Below are 20,443 nucleotides of genomic sequence, written 5' to 3'. Positions count from 1 at the left end.
TTCGCCGATGTTCGCCCCCCTCCAAAACGACCAGTTCCTGCGCGCGTGCCTGCGCCAGCCCACGACCCACACGCCGCTCTGGCTGATGCGCCAGGCCGGTCGTTACCTGCCGGAGTACCGCGCGACGCGCGAGAAGGCGGGCAACAGCTTCATGGGTCTGGCCACCAACCCGCAGTACGCCACCGAGGTGACGCTGCAGCCGCTGGACCGTTACGCGCTGGACGCGGCGATCCTGTTCTCCGACATCCTGGTCGTGCCCGACGCGATGGGCCTGGGCCTGAGCTTCGGCGCCGGCGAAGGCCCGCGTTTCGCGCGCCCGCTGCGTGACGAAGCCTCGGTCGCCGCGCTGCAGGTGCCCGACCTCGACAAGCTGCGCTACGTCTTCGACACCGTGACGATGCTGCGCAAGGCGCTCAACGGCCGCGTGCCGCTGATCGGCTTCTCCGGCAGCCCCTGGACGCTGGCCAGCTACATGGTCGAAGGCGCCGGCTCGGACGACTACCGCGTCGTCAAGCAGATGCTGTACGCGCGCCCCGACCTGCTGCACCGCATCCTCGACGTCAACGCCCAGGCCGTCACCGCCTACCTGAACCAGCAGATCGAGTGCGGCGCGCAGGCCGTGATGATCTTCGACAGCTGGGGCGGCGTGCTCGCCGACGGCGTGTTCCAGGAATTCAGCCTGGAGTACACGCGCCGCGTCGTCGCCGGCATGAAGCGCCAGCACGACGGCCAGCAGATCCCGGTCATCGTCTTCACCAAGGGCGGCGGCATCTGGCTGGAAGAGATCGCCGCGATCGGCGCCGACGTCGTCGGCCTGGACTGGACGGCCAACCTGGGCGACGCCCGCCGCCGCACCGGCGACCGCGTCGCGCTGCAGGGCAACCTGGACCCGGCGGTGCTGTTCTCCAACCCCGAGGTCATCGCCAAGGAAGCGACCAAGGTGCTCGACAGCTTCGGCGCGCCGCAGCGTGCCGACGGCGGCTGGGGCGGCCACGTCTTCAACCTCGGCCACGGCATCAGCCAGCACACGCCGCCGGACAACGTCACCGCGCTCGTCGAAGCGGTGCACAAGCACGGCCGCCTGCTTCGCTCGGCCGGTAAGTGAGTGCTCAGGGCAGCGTTTGCCCTGCCTGAAGGCTTGACTTATCCCCAGAAAACGTGCTGCGGCGCAACGCCGCAGCCACTTCCCCACAACGGCCCCACTGGGGCCGTTTGTCTTCGCTAAGTTGTTGATTCATATACGATCGCTCCACTGCCACGAAATCGCGCAAAGAACCTCGGGGCTTGGAGAATCAACAACTTGGAGGCGCTGGACGCAGCTTCTGCACAAAGTTATCCACAGAAGCTGTGGGCAGGTCCGAAAAGCCTTCCGACACAAGGACTTGGGGACGATCCTTGAGAAGCCACCGAGCTTTCGCACGCAAGTGACGAGCCGATGACGAACCGTATCGCCGTCGCCGTCGAGACACCCCAGCACACGGGGGTCGGCGTGCTCGACTACCTCGCCGACCAGGCCTGGCCACCGGGCACGCTGCTGCGCGTGCCGCTGGGGCGGCGCGAAGTGCCGGGCATCGTCTGGCACCGCGGCGGCGACACCGAACTGGCCGACGACGCGCTGCGCCCGGCCGGCCCGGCGCTGGAAGCGCTGCCGCCGCTGGGCGAAGCCTGGCGCCGGCTGGTCGAGTTCGCCGCGGCGTACTACCAGCGCGGCGTCGGCGAGCTGGCGCTGGCGGTGCTGCCGCCCGAGCTGCGCAAGCTCGACGACGTGCAGCTCGCGCGCCGCGTCGCCAAGCTGGCCAAGCTCGCGCCGCCGCCGGCCGCCGAGCCGCCGCCGCGGCCCGAGCCCAGTGCCGAGCAGCAGGCCGCGCTGGCCGCCCTGGCCGAAGGCACGGCGCCGGCGCTGCTGCACGGCGTCACCGGCAGCGGCAAGACCGAGGTCTACCTGCGCGCCGCCGAGCAGGCGCTGGACGCCGGCCGGCAGGTGCTGGTGCTGGTGCCCGAGATCAACCTGACGCCGCAGCTCGAAGCGCGTTTCGCCGCACGTTTCCCCGGCCGGCGCCTGGTCAGCCTGCACAGCGCGCTGACGCCGGCGCAGCGGCTGAAGAACTGGCTGCAGGCCCACCTGGGCACGGCCGACCTGGTGCTCGGCACGCGGCTGGCGGTGTTCGCTTCGCTGCCGCGGCTGGGGCTGGTCGTCGTCGACGAGGAGCACGACCCCTCGTTCAAGCAGCAGGAAGGCGCACGCTACTCGGCGCGCGACCTGGCCGTCTGGCGCGCCCACGACGCCGGCGTGCCGGTGCTGCTGGGCTCGGCGACGCCGTCGCTGGAAACCTGGCAACGCGTGCAGGAAGGCCGCTACCGGCGCCTGGCGCTGGACGCCCGCATCGGCGGCGGCGCGATGCCGCGTGTTCGTGTCTTCGACATGAGCCGGCTGCCGCGCCAGCGCGGTGTCGACGCGCCGCCGCTGGCACCGCCGGTGCTCGAGGCGCTGAAGCAGCGGCTCGAACGCGGCGAACAGAGCCTGCTGCTGCTCAACCGCCGCGGCTATGCGCCGGTGCTGCACTGCGGCGAATGCGGCTGGAAGAGCGGCTGCCCGCACTGCAGCGCCTGGCGCGTCTTCCACAAGGGCGACCGCACGCTGCGCTGCCACCACTGCGGCTTCACCGAACGTGTGCCGCGCGCCTGCCCCGACTGCGGCAACCAGGACATCGCCCCGATCGGCCGCGGCACCGAGAAGCTCGCCGAGCAGCTGGCCGAACTGCTGCCCGAGGCGCGCGTGGCGCGCATCGACGCCGACAGCACACGCGGCGCCGGCGCGCTGGAGCAGCAGCTGGGCGCCGTGCACGCCGGCGAGGTCGACGTGCTCGTCGGCACGCAGATGGTGGCCAAGGGCCACGACTTCCGCCGCATCACGCTGGTCGTCGCGGTGAACCCGGATTCGGCGCTGTTCGCCAGCGACTTCCGCGCCCCCGAGCGCCTGTTCGCGCTGCTGATGCAGGCCGCCGGCCGCGCCGGGCGCGACGCCGAGCAGGCGGCGCGCAGCGAGATGTGGATCCAGACCTGGAACCCCCAGCACGCGCTGTTCGACGCCCTGAAGCGCCACGACTACGCGGCGTTTGCCGCCAGCCAGCTCGACGAGCGCCGCAGCGCCGGGCTGCCGCCGTTCAGCCACCTGGCGCTGCTGCGGGCGGAAGCCAAGAGCGCCGAGGTCGCCACCGCCTTCCTCGACGAAGCCGCGACGCTGGCCGAGGGCGTCGAGACGATCGGCCTGTACCCGGCGGTGCCGCCGGCGGTGTCGCGCGTGGCCGACGTCGAACGCGTGCAGATGCTCGTCGAGTCGACGTCGCGGCCGGCGCTGCAGCGTTTCCTCGCCGGCTGGCTACCGCAGCTGCACGCGCTGCGGCCGCATCACAAAGGCCTGATCCGCTGGGCCGTCGACGTCGACCCGCTGGCGATCTGACGATGCATCTGGACCTGCTGCACCTGGCGATCGAGGTCGCCGCGACGCTGGCCTTCTTCACCGCCGGGCTGCTGGCGGCGGCACGCAAGCGGCTGGACGTCGTCGGCTCGTTCTCGGTGGCCTGTCTGTCGGCGTTCGGCGGCGGCACGATGCGCGACCTGCTGCTCGACCGCCGGCCCTTCTTCTGGGTCGACAACGCCGACTGGCTGTGGGGGCTGATGCTGCTGACGCTGCTGGCGATGCGTTACCTCGACCACCGCCACGTCTCGACGACGCAGCGTGCGATCCAGTGGCCCGACGCGCTGGGCCTGGGCCTGTTCGCCGCCAGCGGCACGCAGATCGCGCTGGCCGCCGGCATGCCGCCGCTGATCGCGGTGCTGATGGGCACGATGACCGCGGCCTGCGGCGGCGTGCTGCGCGACATCGCCTGTGCCGAGGTGCCGACGGCCTTCAACGACCACCAGCCTTACGCGCTCTGCGCCTTCGTCGGCGGCTGGCTGGTCGTGCTCGCCGAGCATTGGGGCTGGCCGCCGGGCCCCAGCCTGGCCGCCGGCGCCGCGCTGGCTTTCGGCCTGCGCGCCTGGACGCTGTGGCGCGACCTGCGCCTGCCGGAGTGGCGCGCCGGCCGGCGCTGAGACGGGAACGGCGTTTGCCGATTCGCGGCTTTGCTTTCAGCGGAGCCCGCATGGCGGACTGGATCACCGGCTTCATCGAGACCCACGGCTACTGGGCCATCGCGACGCTGATGGCGCTGGAGAACGTGCTGCCGCCGATCCCGTCGGAGCTGATCATGCCCTTCGCCGGTTTCCACGCCGCGCAGGGCGCGCTCGACCCGGCGCTGGTCGTCGCCGCCGGCGCCGCCGGCTCGCTGGCCGGGACGCTGCCCTGGTACTGGCTCGGCCAGCGTCTGGGGCAGCGCCGGCTGGAGCACCTGGCCGAACGCCACGGCCGCTGGCTGACGGTGTCGCGCGAAGAGGTCGAACGTGCGACGCGCTGGTTCGAGCGCCACGACGCCCGCGCCGTCTTCGGCGGCCGGCTGGTGCCGGCGGTGCGCAGCATCATCTCGGCGCCGGCCGGCGTCGCGCGCATGGCGCTGCCGCGTTTCCTGCTGTGGTCCACCGCCGGCACGCTGATCTGGTGTTCGGCGCTGGCCGGCGCCGGCTTCACGCTGCGCGAACGCCACGAAGCGGCGGCGCGCTGGATCGGCCCGGTGTCCGAGGCCATCGTCGTCGCCGCGCTCGCCGCCTGGTTGTGGCGCGTGCTGCGCCGGCGCTGATCAGCCCGGCTGCACGCCCATCCAGGCGACCAGCGCGCTGAAGCTGAAGAAGGCCAGCGCCGTCGAGACCATCACCACTCGCGCCACCGGCCCGGCGTCGGCGCGGTAGCGCTCGGCCAGCAGCGGCACGTTGCTCGCGCTGGGCAGGGCCGCGGCCAGCGTCAGCACCAGCGCCTGCTCGGGCGACAGCGGCACGCCCAGGGCGATCAGCGCCAGCGCGAGCGCGGCGACCAGCGCCGGATGCACGAAGAGCTTGACCGCGGTGATCGCCGCCACGCCGCCCCAGCGCGTGCCGTGGCCGGCGCGCTGGCCGGCACGCCAGAGCACGGCGCCGACGGTGAACAGCGCCACCGGGGTCGCGGCTTCGGCCAGCATGCGGACCAGCACGTTCACCGGCCCCGGCAGGCCGACGCCGGCCACCGAGAACAGCGCGCCCAGCGCCGTCGCCCAGGGCAGCGGATTGCCGAAGGCGCCGCGCAGCGCCAGCGCCAGCGCGCGCCGCGTGCCGTGGCCGGCGGCGTCACCGGCCTGGGCCAGCGCGATGCACAGCGAGCTGGTCACGAAGACGTCGATCAGCAGCACCGCGATCGTCGGCCCGGCGGCCTGCGGCCCGAGCAGGCCGACGAGCAGCGGCACGCCCATGAAACCCGAGTTCGGGAAGGTCGCGACCAGCGCGCCGAAAGATGCGTTCTTCAGCCCGGCGCGGCGCCACGAGACGGCCAGCACGAGACCGACGACGAGCGCCGCCGCGCCCAGCCAGCACAGCAGCACCGCCGGGTCGAGCAGCTGCGAGATCGGCGTCGCCATCGCCAGGCGCAGCAGCATCGCCGGCAGCGCGAAACACTGGACGAAGACGTTGAGGCCGGGGATCGCGCTCTCGGGCAGCAGGTGCAGCCGGCCGGCGGCGTAACCCGCCGCCACCAGCGCGAAGAAGGGCGCCGTCACGGCGAGAATCGACAACATCGCTGCGAGTATCGCAATCGGTTCGGCGTCCGCCGCCCGGACGCCGGGCCTGCGGCTGTAACGCACAGATCCCCCGAGCCCCCGCCGGGAGGGTGCTCCAGCTCGTTCGACGGCACCCTCCAGCCTCCCTCCGCGAGGGAGGCTCCAGTCAGTCCGACGAGCGCTTCATCGCCGACGATCGGTGACGAATCGGCCATGCGTTCATCGACGTCCTGCTAGCCTCGCACCCGTCAGAGGAGGATTCGATGGCCGACGAGACGAAACCCCGTTCCCGGACGATGCGTGTGCTGCGCGGCCTGTGGTGGCTCGTGGACACCGGGCGGCGGGCGATCCTGAATCTGCTGCTGCTGGCAGTGATCGCCGCCGTGGCCTGGACGCTGCTGCACCGCGGCCCACCGCCGCTGGCCGACAAGACGGTGCTGGTGCTCAACCCGCACGGCCCGGTGCGCGAGCAGTTCAGCGGCAGCCTGCGCGACAACGCGCTGCAGAAGGCACGCGGCTCCGAGCTGGAGCAGACGCGGCTGCGCGACCTGCTGACCGCGCTGGACGCCGCCGCGACCGACCAGCGCATCAGCAGCGCGCTGCTGATGCTCGACGACTTCGCCGGCGCCGGGCTGCCGACGCTGCGCGAGCTGGCCTCCGCGATCGACCGCTTCCGCGCCAGCGGCAAGAAGGTCGTCGCCTGGGGCTCGAACTACGACCAGCGCCAGTACTACCTGGCGGCGCACGCCGACGAGGTCTGGCTGCACCCGATGGGCGGCGTCGAGATCAACGGCTACGGCGGCCGCCGCACCTACTTCAAGGACGCGCTGGACCAGCTCGGCGTCACCGCCCACGTCGTGCGCGCCGGGCGGTTCAAGAACGCCGCCGAGACCTTCTCCGCCAGCGGCCCGTCGCCCGAGACCGACGAGGCCGACCGTGCGCTCTACGGCGGTCTGTGGGCCGACTACGCGGCGGCCGTCGAACACGCACGCCGGCTGCCGGCCGGCAGCCTGGACCGCGCGATCGCCGAGCTGCCCGAACGTCTGGCCTCTGCCGGCGGCGACGGCGCCAAGCTCGCCGCGCGCGAAGGCCTGATCGACGCGATGAAGACGCGTGACCAGCTGCGCGCGGCGCTGATCGCACGCGGCGAACGCGACGGCGAGACCTTCCGCCAGATCGGCTTCGCCGACTACGCGGCGCGTTTCACTGCGCCGATGACCGGGCCGAAGGTGGCGGTCGTCGTCGCCGAAGGCCCGATCGTCGACGGCGAGGCCGGCCCGGGCACGATCGGCGGGCTGTCGACCGCGGCCCTGGTACGCCGTGCGCGTGACGACGCCGCGGTGCGGGCGGTCGTGCTGCGCGTCAACTCGCCGGGCGGCAGCGCCTTCGGCTCGGAGCTGATCCGCCGCGAGCTGGAGCTGACGCGCAGCGCCGGCAAGCCGGTGATCGTCTCGATGGGCGACGTCGCGGCCTCGGGCGGCTTCTGGATCTCGACCGCGGCCGACGCGATCGTCGCCGACCCGGCGACGATCACCGGCTCGATCGGCGTCATCGCCGTGCTGCCGACCGCCGAACGTGCGCTCGAGCGCCTGGGGCTGCGCACCGAGGGCTACCGCACGAGCTGGGCGGTCGACGCCTACGACCCGCGCTCGCCGCTGGACCCGCGCCTGGAACAGGTGCTGCAGACCAGCATCGGCCACGTCTACGGCCAGTTCCTCGACCGTGTCGCCGCGGCGCGCAAGACGACGCCCGAACGCATCGACGAGATCGGCCAGGGCCGCGTCTGGAGCGGCGCGCAGGCGCGCGAACGCGGCCTCGTCGACCGTACCGGCGGCCTGCGCGACGCGCTGGCGCTGGCCGCCGCACGCGCCAAGCTCGCGCCGGGTTACCGCGTGCAGTACGTCGAACGTGAGCCCGGCCGCGCCGAGCGCCTGATGGAATGGTTCGGCGGCCTCACCGGCACGACGCTGGGCGATCTGCTGCAACCGGCTTTGCAGGCCGCGCTGCCGCCGCCGCTGCCGGCGCCGCTGGCCGAGCTGAAGCAGCAGACCGCCTGGCTGCTTCAGTCCAGCGACGGCCGCCGCCCGGCGGCCATGGCGCATTGCCTGTGCACGCCGCCTTGATCAGGCCGCCGCGACCAGCCCCGTGAACAGCGGGTCGCGACGCGAGCGCGGCCGGTAGGCCGAGACGCGGCGCGCGATCTCGGCGATGTGGTCGGGCGTCGTGCCGCAGCAGCCGCCGACGATGTTCAGGAAACCGGCCTTGGCGAAGTCGGCCATCAGCGCGCCGGTGACCGGCGGCGTCTCGTCGAAGCCGGTCTCGCTCATCGGGTTGGGCAGGCCGGCGTTCGGGTAGCAGCTGACGTAGGTGTCGTCGGCGATGCGCGACAGCTCCTCGATGTAAGGCCGCATCAGCGCCGCGCCGAGGGCGCAGTTCAGGCCGATGGCCAGCGGCCGCGCATGGCGCACCGAGTGCCAGAACGCGCCCACCGTCTGCCCCGAGAGGATGCGGCCCGAGGCGTCGGTGACGGTGCCCGAGACGATCACCGGCAGGCGTTCGCCGCGCTCTTCCATCAGCTCGTCGAGCGCGAAGATCGCCGCCTTGGCGTTGAGCGTGTCGAAGATCGTCTCGACGAGGAACAGGTCGACACCGCCGTCGAGCAGCGCCTCGGCCTGCTCGCGGTAGGCCTCGCGAAGCTGGTCGAAGGTGATGTTGCGCGCGCCGGGGTCGTTGACGTCGGGGCTGATGCTGGCGGTGCGCGGCGTCGGGCCCAGCGCGCCGGCGACGAAACGCGGCTTGTCAGGCGTGGCCGCGGCGTCGGCGGCTTCGCGCGCGACGCGCGCCGACGCGAGGTTCATCTCGCGCGCCAGGTGCGCCAGGTCGTAGTCCTCCTGGGCGATGGTCGTCGCGCCGAAGGTGTTGGTCTCGATGATGTCGGCGCCGGCCGCCAGGTACTGGGCGTGGATCTCGCGGATCACGTCGGGGCGCGTGATCGACAGCAGGTCGTTGTCGCCCTTCAGGTCTTTCGGATGCTCGCGCAGCGCCTCGTTGCGGAAGTCGGCTTCGCCGAGTTTCCAGCGCTGGATCATCGTGCCCATCGCGCCGTCGATGACGACGATGCGCCGGGGCAGCAGGTCGGCCAGGGCCTGGCCGCGGGTGTAGGCGGGCGTGCGGGCGTTCATCGCACCATTGTGCCCGCCCGTTCAGTGCAGGGTCAGCGGCTGCTGGGCGAGCTGGGCGTAGCCGGCGATGAAGTCGTCGAAGGCCTCGGGGCCCGGGTCGCGTTCGACCAGCGCCTCGACGCCGCGGCGGAAGCTCTCGGCAATCGCGCCTTCGAGCCAGATGTCGGTGCGCGAGAGCTTGTCGACGATCTCGTAGCCGCCGCGAGCCGGCGTGCCGGCTTCGGACGGCAGTTCGACCTGGACGACGACGAAGGTGTCGGATTGGTACAGCATCTGCATGGGCCGCAGGTGGCCCCGCCGGCCGCCATTTCAAGAGCCGGCGGCGGCGAGGCGGTGGTCGGCCTCGGCGCCGGTCTCGGCGACGCGGCTCCTCCAGCGCACCGGCAGCCAGCCGCGCGCCGGGTCCAGCCAGACCTCCAGCGCCGGCTCGTAAGGCCGCTGCGGCAGGCTCTCCAGCCGCAGCGCGCCGGCCACCGGGCCGGCCGGCAGGTCCAGCGGCTCGGCGCCGCGGACCTCGAAACGCCGCCAGCCGGCGTCGCCCCGGGCGCCGGCGACGAAGAGTTCGACCGCCGCGCCGGGGCCGAAACGCTGCGGCGCCGCGGCGACGACGCCGGCCAGCTGCAGCAGCCAGCTCAGCCGGTCCTGCGCGCCGGGCTGCAGCGGCAGCTCGCCGGCGCCGCCCGAGAAGCTGATGCGGCCGATCTCGCGGCGGAAGTTGGCCGCCCGCACCTCGCGCTGGCGCCGGCGCTCGACCAGGCGCTCGGGCTCCAGCCCGTGCACGCCGACGGCGCCGCGGCTGGCCCAGCCGTCGCCGGCGCCGTCGGCCAGCACCAGGCGGTAGCCGGCGGCGTCGTGTTCGAAGTCCAGCCGCAGTTCGTCCTCGGCCTCGCCGCGGCGGCGCTGCCAGCGCAGCTGCTGCGGCGGCGGCAGGCGCACCGCGTACAGCGGTGGCGGCGCGGCCTGCGGCGCCGGTCCGGGGGCACGCGGCGGCACGCGGCGCGGCGGCGGCTCGACAGGGGCAGGCGCAGGCTGCGGCACCAGCATCCGGACGACGAGCGGCGGCGTGGCCGGCGCCGCCGCCGGCCCCGACGTCGGCGGCCGGTTCAGCGCATCCAGCAGCGCCAGATGCAGCGCCGCCAGCCCGGCGGCCAGCGCCGCAGCCGAGCGCCAACGCCGGCTGCGGCGTGGGGGCGACAGGGTGCGGGGCGCGGGCATCGCAGAATGCTGCCCGGTCCCCGAACCTCCGCCGATCCCCCTCGCCCATGAAACTTGCCACCCTGAAGGACGGGTCGCGCGACGGCCAGCTCGCCGTCGTCTCCCGCGACCTGACGCAGGCCCACTTCGCCACCGGCATCGCCACCCGGCTGCAGCAGGTGCTCGACGACTGGAACTTCGTCAGCCCGCAGCTCGAGGACCTGTACACCGCGCTGAACCACGGCAAGGCGCGCCACGCCTTCGCCTTCGACGCGCGCCAGTGCATGGCGCCGCTGCCGCGCGCCGCGCACTGGGTGCAGGTCGGCGCCTACCCCGACGCCGCCGAACGCGTGCTGCGCGCGCTCGGCGTCGAGCCGCCGGCCACGCTGCGCGAGGCGCCGCCGGTTCTGGCCGCCGCCGGCGACGGGCTGCTCGGCGCGCACGACGAGGTCGAGTTCGCCGCCGCCGCGACGCGGCGCGACTTCGGCCCGCAGCTGGCCATCGTCACCGGCGACGTCGCCGCCGGCACGCCGGCCGACCGCGCGCTCGACGGCGTGCGCCTGGTGCTGCTGGCCAACGCCTGGCGCGGCGACGACGGCGACGCGGCACCGCCGGCGGCTTTCGCCCCGGTCGCCGTGACGCCCGAGGAGCTGGGCGAGGCCTGGCGCGGCGGCAAGCTGGCGCTGACGGTCGAGACCCGCCTCGACGGCCGGCGCTTCGCCCGCCTGGACGCCGCCGCCGGCATGCGCTGGCACTTCGGCCGGCTGATCGCCCGCGTCGCCAGCACCCGCGGCCTGGGCGCCGGCGCCATCGTCGGCAGCGGCACCATCGGCGCCAAGGACGCCGCCGACGGCGCCGGCTGCCTGGCCGAGCGCCGCGCCGCCGAAGCCGCAGCCGCAGCCGGCACCGAGCCGACGCCCTGGCTGGCCCCCGGCGCCGTGCTGCGTGTCGAAGCCTTCGCCGCCGACGGCTCCAGCCCTTTCGGCGCGATCGAACAACGTGTCTCGGAGATCGGCGAATGAACACCCTGGCCCGCTGGAAGCGGCGTGCCGCGGCGCTGCTGCTGGCCCTGGGCGTGCTGCCGCCGGCGCTGGCGCAGGACTGCCCGCCGCCGATCGACCCGACCCCGGCGCCGGCCGCCGACCGCGGCCCGCTGTGGACCATCGAACGCGACGGCCACCGCTCCTGGCTCTACGGCACGCTGCACGTCGGCAAGCCCGGCTGGACCATCCCCGGCCCGCGCATCGCGCAGGCGCTGGCCGGCGCCGACGTCGTCGCGCTCGAGCTCGACCCCGAGGACCCGGCGGTGCAGCGCCTGCTCGTCACCGAGGCGCTGCGCCCGGTGCCGCCGCTGCCGCCGGCGCTGGCCGAGCGGCTGCAGCGTGCCGAACGTGCCGCCTGCGTCGAGAGCCCCGGGCTGGCCGCGCTGCACCCGGCGATGCGCGCGATCGTCGTCACGCTGGCCGAGGCGCGCCGCGCCGGGCTGGACACCGCCTGGGGCCAGGAACCGGCGCTGGCCACCGCCGCCCGCGCCGGCGGCCGCAAGCTCGTCGCGCTGGAGACCGTCGAGTCCCAGGCCGCGCTGCTGATGCCGCGCGAGGCCGAGGCCATCGCCGCGACCGTCGAACGTTCGCTGCAGCCGCTGGAGTCCGGCGGCGGCGCCGAAGCGCTGCGCCGCCTGGCCAGCGCCTGGGAACGCGCCGACCTGGCGACGCTGGAGGACTACGAGCGCTGGTGCGACTGCGTCGCCGACGACGCCGACCGCGAGGCGCTGCACGAGCTGGTCGACGCGCGCAACCCGGCGCTGGCCGACGGCATCGAGGCCCAGCACGCCGCCGGCGGCCGGGTGTTCGCCGCCGTCGGCGCGATGCACATGGTCGGCGAGCAGGGCCTGCCCCGGCTGCTGGCCGCCCGCGGCTTCGTCGTGCGCGCGGTGACGCCGGCGCGCTGAGCCCGGCGCACAATGGATCGACACCGCCACAGGAGGAGACCAGGATGACGGCTGCCACCGACTTCGCGAAGATGCTGCCGGGCTACGACTTCCTGCAGGGCCTGCTGCAGAACGCCGGCGCCGGGATGCCGAACATCGGCCAGTGGATCGCGCCGACGCTGAACCCCGACGAGCTGGAGAAACGCATCTCCGAGCTGCGCACGGTGCAGTTCTGGCTCGAACAGAACGCGCGCCTGCTGGGCACGACGATCCAGGCGCTGGAGGTGCAGCGCATGACGCTGTCGACGCTGCGCTCGATGAACGTGCCGATGCCCGACCTGCGCGAGGCGCTGAAGCTGCGCCCGCAGGCCGCCGCCGCACCCGAGCCGGCGCCTGCTCCGGCCGCCGACGAGGCGCCCGCGGCGCCGCCGGCCATCGACCCGATGCAGTGGTGGGGCGCGCTGACGCAGCAGTTCGGCGAAATCGCCAGCGCCGCGATGCAGGACGTGCGCAAGGCCGCGACACCGGCGCCCGCTCCGGCGCCGGCCCCGGCCCAGACGAAGGCGGGCAAGAAACCCGCGGCGCGCACCGCCGCCAAACGCGCCGCGCCGCGGCGCAGCCGATCGACCTGAGCCCCACCCGATGCCGAGTTTCGTCACCGGACACGCCACCCATCCCGACTGGCGCATGGCGCTGGCGCTCGCAGCGGCGCAGCTCGACGCCCAGCGTGCGGCGATCGAAGCCGGCCCCGGCGGCCCGCCGACGCTGGGGTTCGCCTACCTGACCGACGCCTACGCGCCGCAGGCCGAGGCGCTGCTCGCCGAGCTGCGCCAGCGCTGGCCCGGCGTCGCCTGGGTCGGCTGCGTCGGCGTCGGCGTCGCCGCCAGCGGCGTCGAGTACTTCGACGAGCCGGCGCTGGTGCTGATGCTCTGCGACCTGCCGGCAGGCTGCTTCGAGGTCTTCTCCGGCGTGCGCCCGCTGCACCGCATCGCCGCCTTCAGCGCGCTGGTGCACGCCGACCCGGCGACACCCGACCTGGCCGAGCTGATCACCGAGCTCAGCGACCGCGTCGACAGCGGCTACCTGTTCGGCGGCCTGGCCGCCTCGCGTTCGGCCACCGTGCACCTGGCCGACGGCGTCTGGCAGGGCGGGCTCTCGGGCGTGGCCTTCAGCGAGGACGTCGCGCTGCTGTCGCGCGTCACCCAGGGCTGCCAGCCGGTGGGCCCGGTGCGCACGATCACGCGTGCCGAACGCAACATCGTCGCCGAACTCGACGGCGCGCCGGCCCTGCCCTGCCTGCTCGGCGACCTGGGGCTGGACGCCGCGCTGGACCCGCGCAGCGCCTTGCCGCGGCTGCGCGCCACGCTGGCCGGTCTGACCGACGGCGACCAGGTCGCGGTCGGCCGCGGCGGTCAGTTCGGCCCCGACGTGCGCGTGCGCCACCTCGTCGGCCTGGACCCGGGCCGCCAGGCGGTGGCCGTCGCCGACATGGTCGAGCCCGGCATGCGGCTGGCGTTCTGCACCCGCGACGTCGACGCCGCGCGGCGCGACCTGGTGCGCATCTGCAGCGAGATCCGCGAGGAGCTGAGCCCCGAGGCCGCAGACATCACGCTGCCGGCGCTGACCGGGCGGCGCATCGAAGGCGCGATCTACGTCAGCTGCGCCGGCCGCGGCGGGCCGCATTTCGGCGGCCCCTCGGCCGAGCTGCAGCTCGTGCGCCACGCGCTGGGCGACGTGCCGCTGGTCGGCTTCTTCGCCGGCGGCGAGATCGCACACCAGCACGTCTACGGCTACACCGGGGTGCTGACGGTCTTCACCGGCCGGGCCTGAAAGCGGAGGTAAGCCGCAGCGCGCGGATGTTGCGCGCTTCGGGCCGCGCTCGCCGTACAGAACAAGGGCTTACAGCGTGGCGCGGCAGGCGGGGCTACCGTCACGAAACCGTCAGCCGCCGCGATGAACGACCAGCCCTCCACGCCCGAACGCCTCGCCCCGGCCGCGCACGCGCTGCCCCCCGGCGTCAGCGCCTGGCCCGCCGGCCACCGGCTCGGCGGTTTCGAGTTCCGCGGCGTCGTCGCGGTGCGCGCCACCTCCATCGTCTACCGCGGCTGGGACCACGGCCTGGAAGTCGCCGTCGCGCTGAAGGAGTACCTGCCGGCGGCGCTGGCGCGGCGCGGGCCCTACGGCGACATCGGCCCGGCCGAGCCAGCGCTGGCCGAGGCCTTCGAACACGGGCTGCGCGCCTTCATCGACGAAGGCCGGCGGCTGGCGCGCTGCGACCACCCGTCGATCGCCCGGGTGCTGCACCTGCTGCCGGCGCACGGCGGCGCCTGCCTGGTGATGCCCTGGTACGCCGGCCGGCCGCTGGCCGAGCTGCGCCGCGAGATGAGCGGCCCGCCCGACGAGCCGGCGCTGCGTGCGCTGCTCGACGCGCTGCTGGCCGCGCTGAACGAATGGCACCGCGTCAACGGCGTGCACGGCGGCCTGCACCCGGCCGGCGTGCTGCTGCTCGACGACGACCGGCCGCTGCTGCTAGGCCCCGGTTATGCCGAACGGGCGATCGCACGCGGCGGGCCGGCGATGGCCGCGCTGGAGCCCGGTTTCGCCGCGCCCGAACTCGACGCCGACCCGACCCGCATCGGCGCCTGGAGCGACGTCTTCGCGCTGGCGCAGCTGGCACGTTTCGCGATCACCGGCATGCTGCCGCCACCGGCCGGCAGCACGCCCGAGCCGCTGGCCGCGGTCGTCGAACGGCTGTTCTTCGACCACCCGTCGGCACGCTACGGCCCGGCGCTGCTGGCGACGCTGGACGCCGCGGTGTCGCCGGACATCGCCGCGCGGCCGCAGAGCATCGTCGAGTTCGCCGCCTGGCTGGCCAACGGCCCGCCGCGCCGCGCCGCCGCCGCGCCCCGCGCGGAGCCGTCGATCGACGTCGAGCTGGACCTGCCCGAGCCGGCGCCGCCGCCCGAACCACCCGCCGCCGCGCCGGCACGGCCGGGGCCGCGGGGCCGCCTGGGCCGCGGCGCCTCGGCACCCGGGCCGGCGCCGGACTGGTCGCGCTGGCCCGAGGGCGCGGGCCCTGCGCCCGCTCCCGCTGCCGCTCCCTCCACCGCTTCCAAGCCGGCGCCGACGGCGGCCCCGGTGCCACGCCCGCCGTCGGCCTCGATCCCCGAGCGGGCCGCCGCGTCGCGGCCGTCGGCCCGGCGCGACCCGCCGCTGATGCCCTTCCACGCCGAACCGGCGCCCGACACGGCGCCACGCCCGGCCGCCGCCGAGGACGACCCCGATGCCGCGACCGTGGACCTGATCCAGCGCGTCATCGACACCATCCCGCCGGCGCCGCCGCGGCGCGAGCCCCCGGCGCGCGAAGCAGCCGCGCCGGCCGCCGCCGCAGCGCCTGCCCGCGCCGTGCCGCTGGAGCCGCCGCCGCAGGACAGCGTGATGCGCTGGATGCTGGGCGCGCTGGCCCTGGCCGGGGCGCTGGGCCTGGGCCTGTGGTGGCACGAGACGCGGCCGCCCGAGCCGCGCCCGGCGCCGGTAGCCGCCGAGCCGCCTGCGGCCACCGCACCGGCGCCCGTGCAGACCGCGCCGACCGAACGCCCGGCCGCGCCGCCGGCCGCCGAGACGGCCCCCGCCGTGCCGGTGGAGACCACGCCGGCGACGACGACGCCGCCACCGCGCGAAGAGTTCCTCGACCCTCCGCCGCAGCGCGGCGCCGCCGGCCCGGCGTCGCCGCGCGCCGTCTGCGGCGAGCGCAGCGGCTTCGCGCTGTACCGCTGCTTCCAGCAGCAGTGCGAACGCGCCGCCTGGGCGCGCCACCCGCAGTGCGCCGAGTTCCGGGCCACCGATCGCGTGCCCGGATGAACCTCGGCGGCAGGCCCTGACCCCGGGGCGGCGCGGGACGCACCGCGCTTGCTACAGTCCTCCGCAGCCCGCCGCCAGCTCCCCGCGCATGAACGCTCCCCTGCCCGCCGACGCCGCGACTTCCGCCGCCGAGGCCCCGCCCGACGCCGCCACGCGCGCCCGACGCCAGGCCGAGGTCGTCGCCGCGCTCGGCAAGGTGCTGCCGGCGCACGCGCTGCTCTGGCAGCGCGAGGACACCACGCCTTACGAGTGCGACGGGCTCACCGCCTACCGCCAGTTGCCGCTGGCCGTCGCGCTGCCGGAAACCGAGGCCCAGGTCTCGGGCGTGCTGCGCACCTGCCACGCGCTGGGCGTGCCGGTGGTCGCACGCGGCGCCGGCACGGGGCTGTCGGGCGGCGCGATGCCGCACGCGCTGGGCGTGACGCTGTCGCTGGCCAAGTTCAACCGCATCCTCGCCGTCGACCCGCTGGCGCGCACGGCCACCGTGCAGTGCGGCGTGCGCAACCTGGCCATCAGCGAAGCGGCGGCGCCGCACGGCCTGTACTACGCGCCCGACCCGTCGAGCCAGATCGCCTGCACGATCGGCGGCAACGTCGCCGAGAACTCCGGCGGCGTGCACTGCCTGAAGTACGGGCTGACGATCCACAACGTGCTGCGCGTGCGCGGCTTCACCGCCGAGGGCGAGGCCGTCGAGTTCGGCGGCCTGGCGCTGGACGCGCCGGGGCTGGACCTGCTGGCCGCGGTGATCGGCAGCGAAGGCATGCTGGCCGTCGCCACCGAGGTCACCGTGCGCCTGGTGCCCAAGCCGCAGCTCGCGCGCTGCATCATGGCCAGCTTCGACGACGTGCGCCGCGCCGGCGACGCGGTGGCGGCGATCATCGCCGCCGGCATCATCCCCGCCGGGCTGGAGATGATGGACAAGCCGATGACCGCCGCGGTCGAGGACTTCGTGCACGCCGGCTACGACCTGACGGCCGAGGCCATCCTGCTGTGCGAGAGCGACGGCACGCCCGAGGAGGTGGCCGAGGAGGTCGCGCGCATGCTGGACGTGCTGACCGGCTGCGGCGCGACGCGGCTGGAGGTCAGCCGCGACGAAGCCCAGCGGCTGCGTTTCTGGAGCGGGCGCAAGAACGCCTTCCCGGCGTCGGGCCGCATCAGCCCGGACTACCTCTGCATGGACTCGACGATCCCGCGCAAGCGGCTCGCCGACATCCTGCTCGCCATCCAGCAGATGGAGCAGACCTACGGCCTGCGCTGCGCCAACGTCTTCCACGCCGGCGACGGCAACCTGCACCCGCTGATCCTCTACGACGCCAACGACCCCGACCAGCTGCGCCGCTGCGAGGCCTTCGGCGCCGACATCCTGGAGACCAGCGTGCGCCTGGGCGGCACGATCACCGGCGAGCACGGTGTCGGCGTCGAGAAGCTGGCCAGCATGTGCGTGCAGTTCAGCCCCGAGGAGCGCGCCCAGATGGCGGCGCTGAAGACCGCCTTCGACCCGGCCGGGCTGCTGAACCCCGGCAAGGTGATCCCGACGCTGGTGCGCTGCGTCGAAGGCGGCAAGCAGCACGTGCGGCGCGGGCTGCTGGCCTTCGCGGAACTGGAGCGCTTCTGACGATGACGGCACACGAGGACGCGGCCCTGGGCCGCCTGGTCGACCGCGTGCGGGCCGCGGCGGCCGACGGCAGCAAGCTCGAGATCGTCGGCGGCGGCAGCAAACGCTGGCACGGCGAAACCCCCGCCGGCGAGCCGCTGGAGATGGCGGAGCTGGCCGGCATCAGCTCCTACGAGCCGAGCGAACTGGTCGTCACCGCACGCGCCGGCACGCCGCTGGCCGAGCTGGAGGCGGCGCTGGCCGAACGTGGCCAGTGGCTGGCCTTCGAGCCGCCGCGTTTCGCCGCCGGAGGCACCGTCGGCGGCATGGTCGCCTCGGGCCTGGCCGGCCCCGGCCGTGCGGCCTCGGGCAGCGTGCGCGACTTCGTGCTCGGCGCGACGATGCTGAGCGGCCGCGCCGAGGTGCTCACCTTCGGCGGCCAGGTGATGAAGAACGTCGCCGGCTACGACGTGCCGCGGCTGCTCGCCGGCTCGCTGGGCGTGCTGGGCCTGATCTGCGAGGTCTCGCTGAAGGTGCTGCCGCGGCCGCCGGCGGTGGCGACGCTGCGCTACGAGTTCGCGGAAAGCCAGGCGCTGCAGCGCCTGGCGGCCTGGTCGGCGCAGCCGCTGCCGATCTCGGCCAGCGCCTGGTGGGACGGCACGCTGGTGCTGCGCCTGGCCGGCGCCGCCGCCGCGGTGCAGTCGGCCTACGAGAAGCTGGGCGGCGAACCGATCGAGCCGACGCTGGCCGACGGCTTCTGGACCGGGCTGCGCGACCAGCAGGACGAGTTCTTCGCCGGCGCCCGCGCGGCCGTCGACCGTGGCGCCGCGCTGTGGCGGCTGTCGCTGCCGCCAACCACACCGCCGCTGGGCCTGGCCGGCGAGCAGCTGATCGAATGGGGCGGCGGCCAGCGCTGGCTGTGCACGCCGCTGCCGGCCGCCGCGGTGCGCGCCGCCGCAGCGGCCGTCGGCGGCCACGCGACACGCTGGCGCGGCGCCGGCGATGGCCCGGTGTTCACGCCACCCAGGCCGCCGCTGGACCGGCTGCACCGCCAGCTGAAGAACGCTTTCGACCCGGCGCGGGTCTTCAACCCCGGCCGCCTGTTTCCGGACCTCTGACGATGCTCGACTACTACAAGCGCCGCGCCGCCTACTACGAACGTGTCTATCACCGGCCCGAGCGCCAGGCCGACCTGCGCGCGATGGAAGCCTCGCTGGCGGCGCCGTTCGCCGGCCGGCGTGTGCTCGAGATCGCCTGCGGCACCGGCTGGTGGACACCGCACGCCGCGCGCGACGCCCAGCGCTGGCTGGCCACCGACGCCAACCCCGAGACGATGGACGTCGCACGCGCCAAGGCGCTGCCGGCGGCCGTCGAGTTCCGCCAGGTCGACGCCTACACGCTGGACGGCCTGGGCGACGAGACCTTCGACGCCGCCTTCTCCGGCTGCTGGTGGAGCCACGTGCCGCTGCAGGCCCTGCCCGGCTGGCTGGCGACGCTGCATGCGCGGCTGGAACCCGGCGCGCGTGTCGTGATGCTGGACAACAGCTTCGTGCAGACGAGCAGCACGCCGCTGACACGCCGCGACGAGGCCGGCAACACCTACCAGGACCGCGTGCTCGACGACGGCAGCGTGCACGAGGTGCTGAAGAACTTCCCGACGCCCGACGAGGCTTTCGCCGTGCTCGGCCCGCGGGCCCGCGATCCGCGCTGGACCGCGTACGAGCACTACTGGGTGCTCGACTACAGGCTCGCCTGATGCAGACCCATCTGTCGCCGGAGTTCCGCGGCACGCCCGAAGGCGAGGAGGCCGGGGCCATCCTGCGCCAGTGCGTGCACTGCGGTTTCTGCACCGCCACCTGCCCGACCTACCAGCTGCTCGGCGACGAGCTCGACGGCCCGCGCGGCCGCATCTACCTGATCAAGCAGCTGCTCGAAGGCGCGCCGGTCACGCGCAGCACCCAGCTGCACCTGGACCGCTGCCTGACCTGCCGCAACTGCGAGAGCACCTGCCCCAGCGGCGTGCAGTACGGCCGCCTGGTCGACATCGGCCGCCACCTCGTCGAGCAGCGTGTCGAGCGCCCGCGCGGCGAACGCACGGCGCGCTGGCTGCTGAAGCAAGGGCTGACGTCCCCGGCCTTCGGCCCGGCGGTCGCCGCCGGGCGTGCGCTGCGGCCGCTGCTGCCGGCACGCCTGAAGGACAAGGTCACCGCCGCGCCGGGTGCGCGCGCCAAGCTCTGGCCGCAGCGCGAGCACAAGCGCAAGGTGCTGATGCTGCTGGGCTGCGTGCAGCCCTCGCTGGCGCCGAACATCAACTCGGCGACGGCGCGCGTGCTCGACGCCGCCGGCATCCAGACCCTGGTCGCCGACGAAGCCCGCTGCTGCGGCGCGATCCGCGGCCACCTCGGCGACACCGAGGGCTCGCTGGCGGACATGCGCCGCAACATCGACGCCTGGTGGCCGCTGATCGAGGGGCTGACCTCGCAGGGGCGTGTCGAGGCCCTGGTGCTCAACGCCTCGGCCTGCGGCACGACGGTCAAGGAGTACGGCCTGGCGCTGGCCCAGGACCCGGCCTACGCCGAGAAGGCGCGCCGCGTCGCAGAACTCGCGCGCGACGTCGGCGAGCTGCTGCCGGACATCGTCGCGGCGCTCAAACCGCGGCTGAAGATCGCGCCCGGCACACGCGTCGCCTACCACCCGCCGTGTTCGCTGCAGCACGGCCAGAAGCTGCGTGGCGGCGTCGAGGACGGGCTGCGCGAGCTGGGCTTCGACGTGCGCCTGGCGGCCGGCGAGAGCCACCTGTGCTGCGGCTCGGCCGGCACCTACAGCGTGCTGCAGCCCCAGCTGTCGCAGGCGCTGCGCCGGCGCAAGCTGGCGCATCTGGAGCCGCTGGAAGCCGGCGTCATCGTCTCGGCCAACTTCGGCTGCATCCAGCACCTGCAGGGCGGCACGAAGACGCCGGTGCGGCACTGGATCGAGCTGCTCGACGAGCTGATCGCCTGAT

18 protein-coding genes are annotated in these 20,443 nt (G+C 74.5%); 14 read left to right on the top strand and 4 right to left on the bottom strand.

Annotated features, from left to right (window positions below):
• Positions 1-7: 7 nt before the first annotated feature.
• The 4 genes from hemE (at position 8) to RGE_RS01030 (ending at position 4,736) form a co-directional block, all read left to right on the top strand.
• Positions 8-1,105, top strand: a complete 1,098-nt coding sequence (gene hemE / locus RGE_RS01045) for a uroporphyrinogen decarboxylase (RefSeq protein ID WP_014426451.1) — start codon at positions 8-10, stop codon at positions 1,103-1,105.
• A 330-nt stretch (positions 1,106-1,435) separates the two neighbouring features.
• A complete protein-coding gene (locus RGE_RS01040; protein WP_014426450.1) occupies positions 1,436-3,460 on the top strand; it encodes a primosomal protein N' in 2,025 nt (674 codons plus the stop codon).
• Between the two features lie 2 nt (positions 3,461-3,462).
• Positions 3,463-4,095, top strand: a complete 633-nt coding sequence (locus RGE_RS01035; RefSeq protein ID WP_014426449.1) for a trimeric intracellular cation channel family protein — start codon at positions 3,463-3,465, stop codon at positions 4,093-4,095.
• 50 nt (positions 4,096-4,145) lie between these two features.
• Positions 4,146-4,736, top strand: a complete 591-nt coding sequence (locus RGE_RS01030) for a DedA family protein (RefSeq protein WP_014426448.1) — start codon at positions 4,146-4,148, stop codon at positions 4,734-4,736.
• Here RGE_RS01030 and RGE_RS01025 read toward each other — a convergent pair whose 3' ends face one another.
• Entirely contained in the window at positions 4,737-5,699 is a 963-nt protein-coding gene (locus RGE_RS01025) for an AEC family transporter (protein ID WP_014426447.1), read from the bottom strand.
• Between the two features lie 245 nt (positions 5,700-5,944).
• On the opposite strand from RGE_RS01025, the gene sppA reads away from it, so the two are divergent.
• Positions 5,945-7,804 carry a signal peptide peptidase SppA gene (gene sppA / locus RGE_RS01020; protein ID WP_014426446.1) on the top strand — a complete coding sequence of 620 codons (1,860 nt, stop codon included), beginning with the start codon at positions 5,945-5,947 and terminating at the stop codon, positions 7,802-7,804.
• On the opposite strand, the gene RGE_RS01015 is transcribed toward sppA, so the two are convergent.
• From RGE_RS01015 to RGE_RS22975, 3 genes are read right to left on the bottom strand one after another with little or no spacing between them, the layout of a single operon-like run.
• Positions 7,805-8,863 carry a homocysteine S-methyltransferase family protein gene (locus RGE_RS01015; protein WP_014426445.1) on the bottom strand — a complete coding sequence of 353 codons (1,059 nt, stop codon included), beginning with the start codon at positions 8,861-8,863 and terminating at the stop codon, positions 7,805-7,807.
• Between the two features lie 21 nt (positions 8,864-8,884).
• A complete protein-coding gene (locus RGE_RS01010; protein WP_232504971.1) occupies positions 8,885-9,136 on the bottom strand; it encodes a BTH_I0359 family protein in 252 nt (83 codons plus the stop codon).
• A 36-nt stretch (positions 9,137-9,172) separates the two neighbouring features.
• Positions 9,173-10,078 (bottom strand): DUF3108 domain-containing protein, encoded by a 906-nt coding sequence (locus RGE_RS22975; RefSeq protein ID WP_014426443.1) that lies wholly within the window; start codon positions 10,076-10,078, stop codon positions 9,173-9,175.
• A gap of 47 nt (positions 10,079-10,125) precedes the next feature.
• Between RGE_RS22975 and RGE_RS01000 the strand changes: the two genes are divergently transcribed.
• The 9 genes from RGE_RS01000 (at position 10,126) to glcF (ending at position 20,442) form a co-directional block, all read left to right on the top strand.
• The gene (locus RGE_RS01000; protein ID WP_014426442.1) at positions 10,126-11,079 is read left to right on the top strand and encodes a fumarylacetoacetate hydrolase family protein; all 954 of its coding nucleotides are present in this window, start codon (positions 10,126-10,128) and stop codon (positions 11,077-11,079) included.
• On the top strand, positions 11,076-12,008 hold the full coding sequence (locus RGE_RS00995; RefSeq protein ID WP_014426441.1) for a TraB/GumN family protein: 933 nt from the start codon (positions 11,076-11,078) through the stop codon (positions 12,006-12,008). The genes RGE_RS01000 and RGE_RS00995 overlap by 4 nt, the downstream gene beginning before the upstream one ends.
• Positions 12,009-12,052: 44 nt before the next feature.
• Positions 12,053-12,619, top strand: a complete 567-nt coding sequence (locus RGE_RS00990; RefSeq protein WP_014426440.1) for a PhaM family polyhydroxyalkanoate granule multifunctional regulatory protein — start codon at positions 12,053-12,055, stop codon at positions 12,617-12,619.
• Between the two features lie 10 nt (positions 12,620-12,629).
• Positions 12,630-13,817, top strand: coding sequence for an FIST signal transduction protein (locus tag RGE_RS00985; RefSeq protein ID WP_014426439.1), 1,188 nt, complete (start codon positions 12,630-12,632; stop codon positions 13,815-13,817).
• Positions 13,818-13,940: 123 nt separating this feature from the next.
• Positions 13,941-15,848, top strand: coding sequence for a serine/threonine-protein kinase (locus tag RGE_RS00980; RefSeq protein WP_014426438.1), 1,908 nt, complete (start codon positions 13,941-13,943; stop codon positions 15,846-15,848).
• Between the two features lie 88 nt (positions 15,849-15,936).
• A complete protein-coding gene (locus RGE_RS00975) occupies positions 15,937-17,463 on the top strand; it encodes an FAD-linked oxidase C-terminal domain-containing protein (protein WP_014426437.1) in 1,527 nt (508 codons plus the stop codon).
• 2 nt (positions 17,464-17,465) lie between these two features.
• Positions 17,466-18,560 carry a glycolate oxidase subunit GlcE gene (gene glcE, locus RGE_RS00970; protein ID WP_014426436.1) on the top strand — a complete coding sequence of 365 codons (1,095 nt, stop codon included), beginning with the start codon at positions 17,466-17,468 and terminating at the stop codon, positions 18,558-18,560.
• A 2-nt stretch (positions 18,561-18,562) separates the two neighbouring features.
• Entirely contained in the window at positions 18,563-19,198 is a 636-nt protein-coding gene (locus tag RGE_RS00965; protein WP_014426435.1) for a class I SAM-dependent methyltransferase, read from the top strand.
• A complete protein-coding gene (gene glcF, locus RGE_RS00960) occupies positions 19,198-20,442 on the top strand; it encodes a glycolate oxidase subunit GlcF (RefSeq protein ID WP_014426434.1) in 1,245 nt (414 codons plus the stop codon). Before RGE_RS00965 ends, glcF begins: the two co-directional genes overlap by 1 nt.
• Position 20,443 lies beyond the last annotated feature (1 nt).

It is taken from the genome of Rubrivivax gelatinosus IL144 (assembly GCF_000284255.1).
Taxonomy (GTDB): Bacteria; Pseudomonadota; Gammaproteobacteria; order Burkholderiales; family Burkholderiaceae_C; genus Rubrivivax; species Rubrivivax gelatinosus_A.
Note: the sequence above shows the minus strand (reverse complement) of the source record. Positions and strands in the feature narration are given on the sequence as shown.

Coding starts and splice junctions, on each gene's coding strand:
- hemE (WP_014426451.1), top strand. CDS start 8: ATGTTCGCCCCCCTCCAAAACGACCAGTTCCTGCGCGCGTGCCTGCGC.
- RGE_RS01040 (WP_014426450.1), top strand. CDS start 1,436: ATGACGAACCGTATCGCCGTCGCCGTCGAGACACCCCAGCACACGGGG.
- RGE_RS01035 (WP_014426449.1), top strand. CDS start 3,463: ATGCATCTGGACCTGCTGCACCTGGCGATCGAGGTCGCCGCGACGCTG.
- RGE_RS01030 (WP_014426448.1), top strand. CDS start 4,146: ATGGCGGACTGGATCACCGGCTTCATCGAGACCCACGGCTACTGGGCC.
- RGE_RS01025 (WP_014426447.1), bottom strand. CDS start 5,699: ATGTTGTCGATTCTCGCCGTGACGGCGCCCTTCTTCGCGCTGGTGGCG.
- sppA (WP_014426446.1), top strand. CDS start 5,945: ATGGCCGACGAGACGAAACCCCGTTCCCGGACGATGCGTGTGCTGCGC.
- RGE_RS01015 (WP_014426445.1), bottom strand. CDS start 8,863: ATGAACGCCCGCACGCCCGCCTACACCCGCGGCCAGGCCCTGGCCGAC.
- RGE_RS01010 (WP_232504971.1), bottom strand. CDS start 9,136: ATGCTGTACCAATCCGACACCTTCGTCGTCGTCCAGGTCGAACTGCCG.
- RGE_RS22975 (WP_014426443.1), bottom strand. CDS start 10,078: ATGCCCGCGCCCCGCACCCTGTCGCCCCCACGCCGCAGCCGGCGTTGG.
- RGE_RS01000 (WP_014426442.1), top strand. CDS start 10,126: ATGAAACTTGCCACCCTGAAGGACGGGTCGCGCGACGGCCAGCTCGCC.
- RGE_RS00995 (WP_014426441.1), top strand. CDS start 11,076: ATGAACACCCTGGCCCGCTGGAAGCGGCGTGCCGCGGCGCTGCTGCTG.
- RGE_RS00990 (WP_014426440.1), top strand. CDS start 12,053: ATGACGGCTGCCACCGACTTCGCGAAGATGCTGCCGGGCTACGACTTC.
- RGE_RS00985 (WP_014426439.1), top strand. CDS start 12,630: ATGCCGAGTTTCGTCACCGGACACGCCACCCATCCCGACTGGCGCATG.
- RGE_RS00980 (WP_014426438.1), top strand. CDS start 13,941: ATGAACGACCAGCCCTCCACGCCCGAACGCCTCGCCCCGGCCGCGCAC.
- RGE_RS00975 (WP_014426437.1), top strand. CDS start 15,937: ATGAACGCTCCCCTGCCCGCCGACGCCGCGACTTCCGCCGCCGAGGCC.
- glcE (WP_014426436.1), top strand. CDS start 17,466: ATGACGGCACACGAGGACGCGGCCCTGGGCCGCCTGGTCGACCGCGTG.
- RGE_RS00965 (WP_014426435.1), top strand. CDS start 18,563: ATGCTCGACTACTACAAGCGCCGCGCCGCCTACTACGAACGTGTCTAT.
- glcF (WP_014426434.1), top strand. CDS start 19,198: ATGCAGACCCATCTGTCGCCGGAGTTCCGCGGCACGCCCGAAGGCGAG.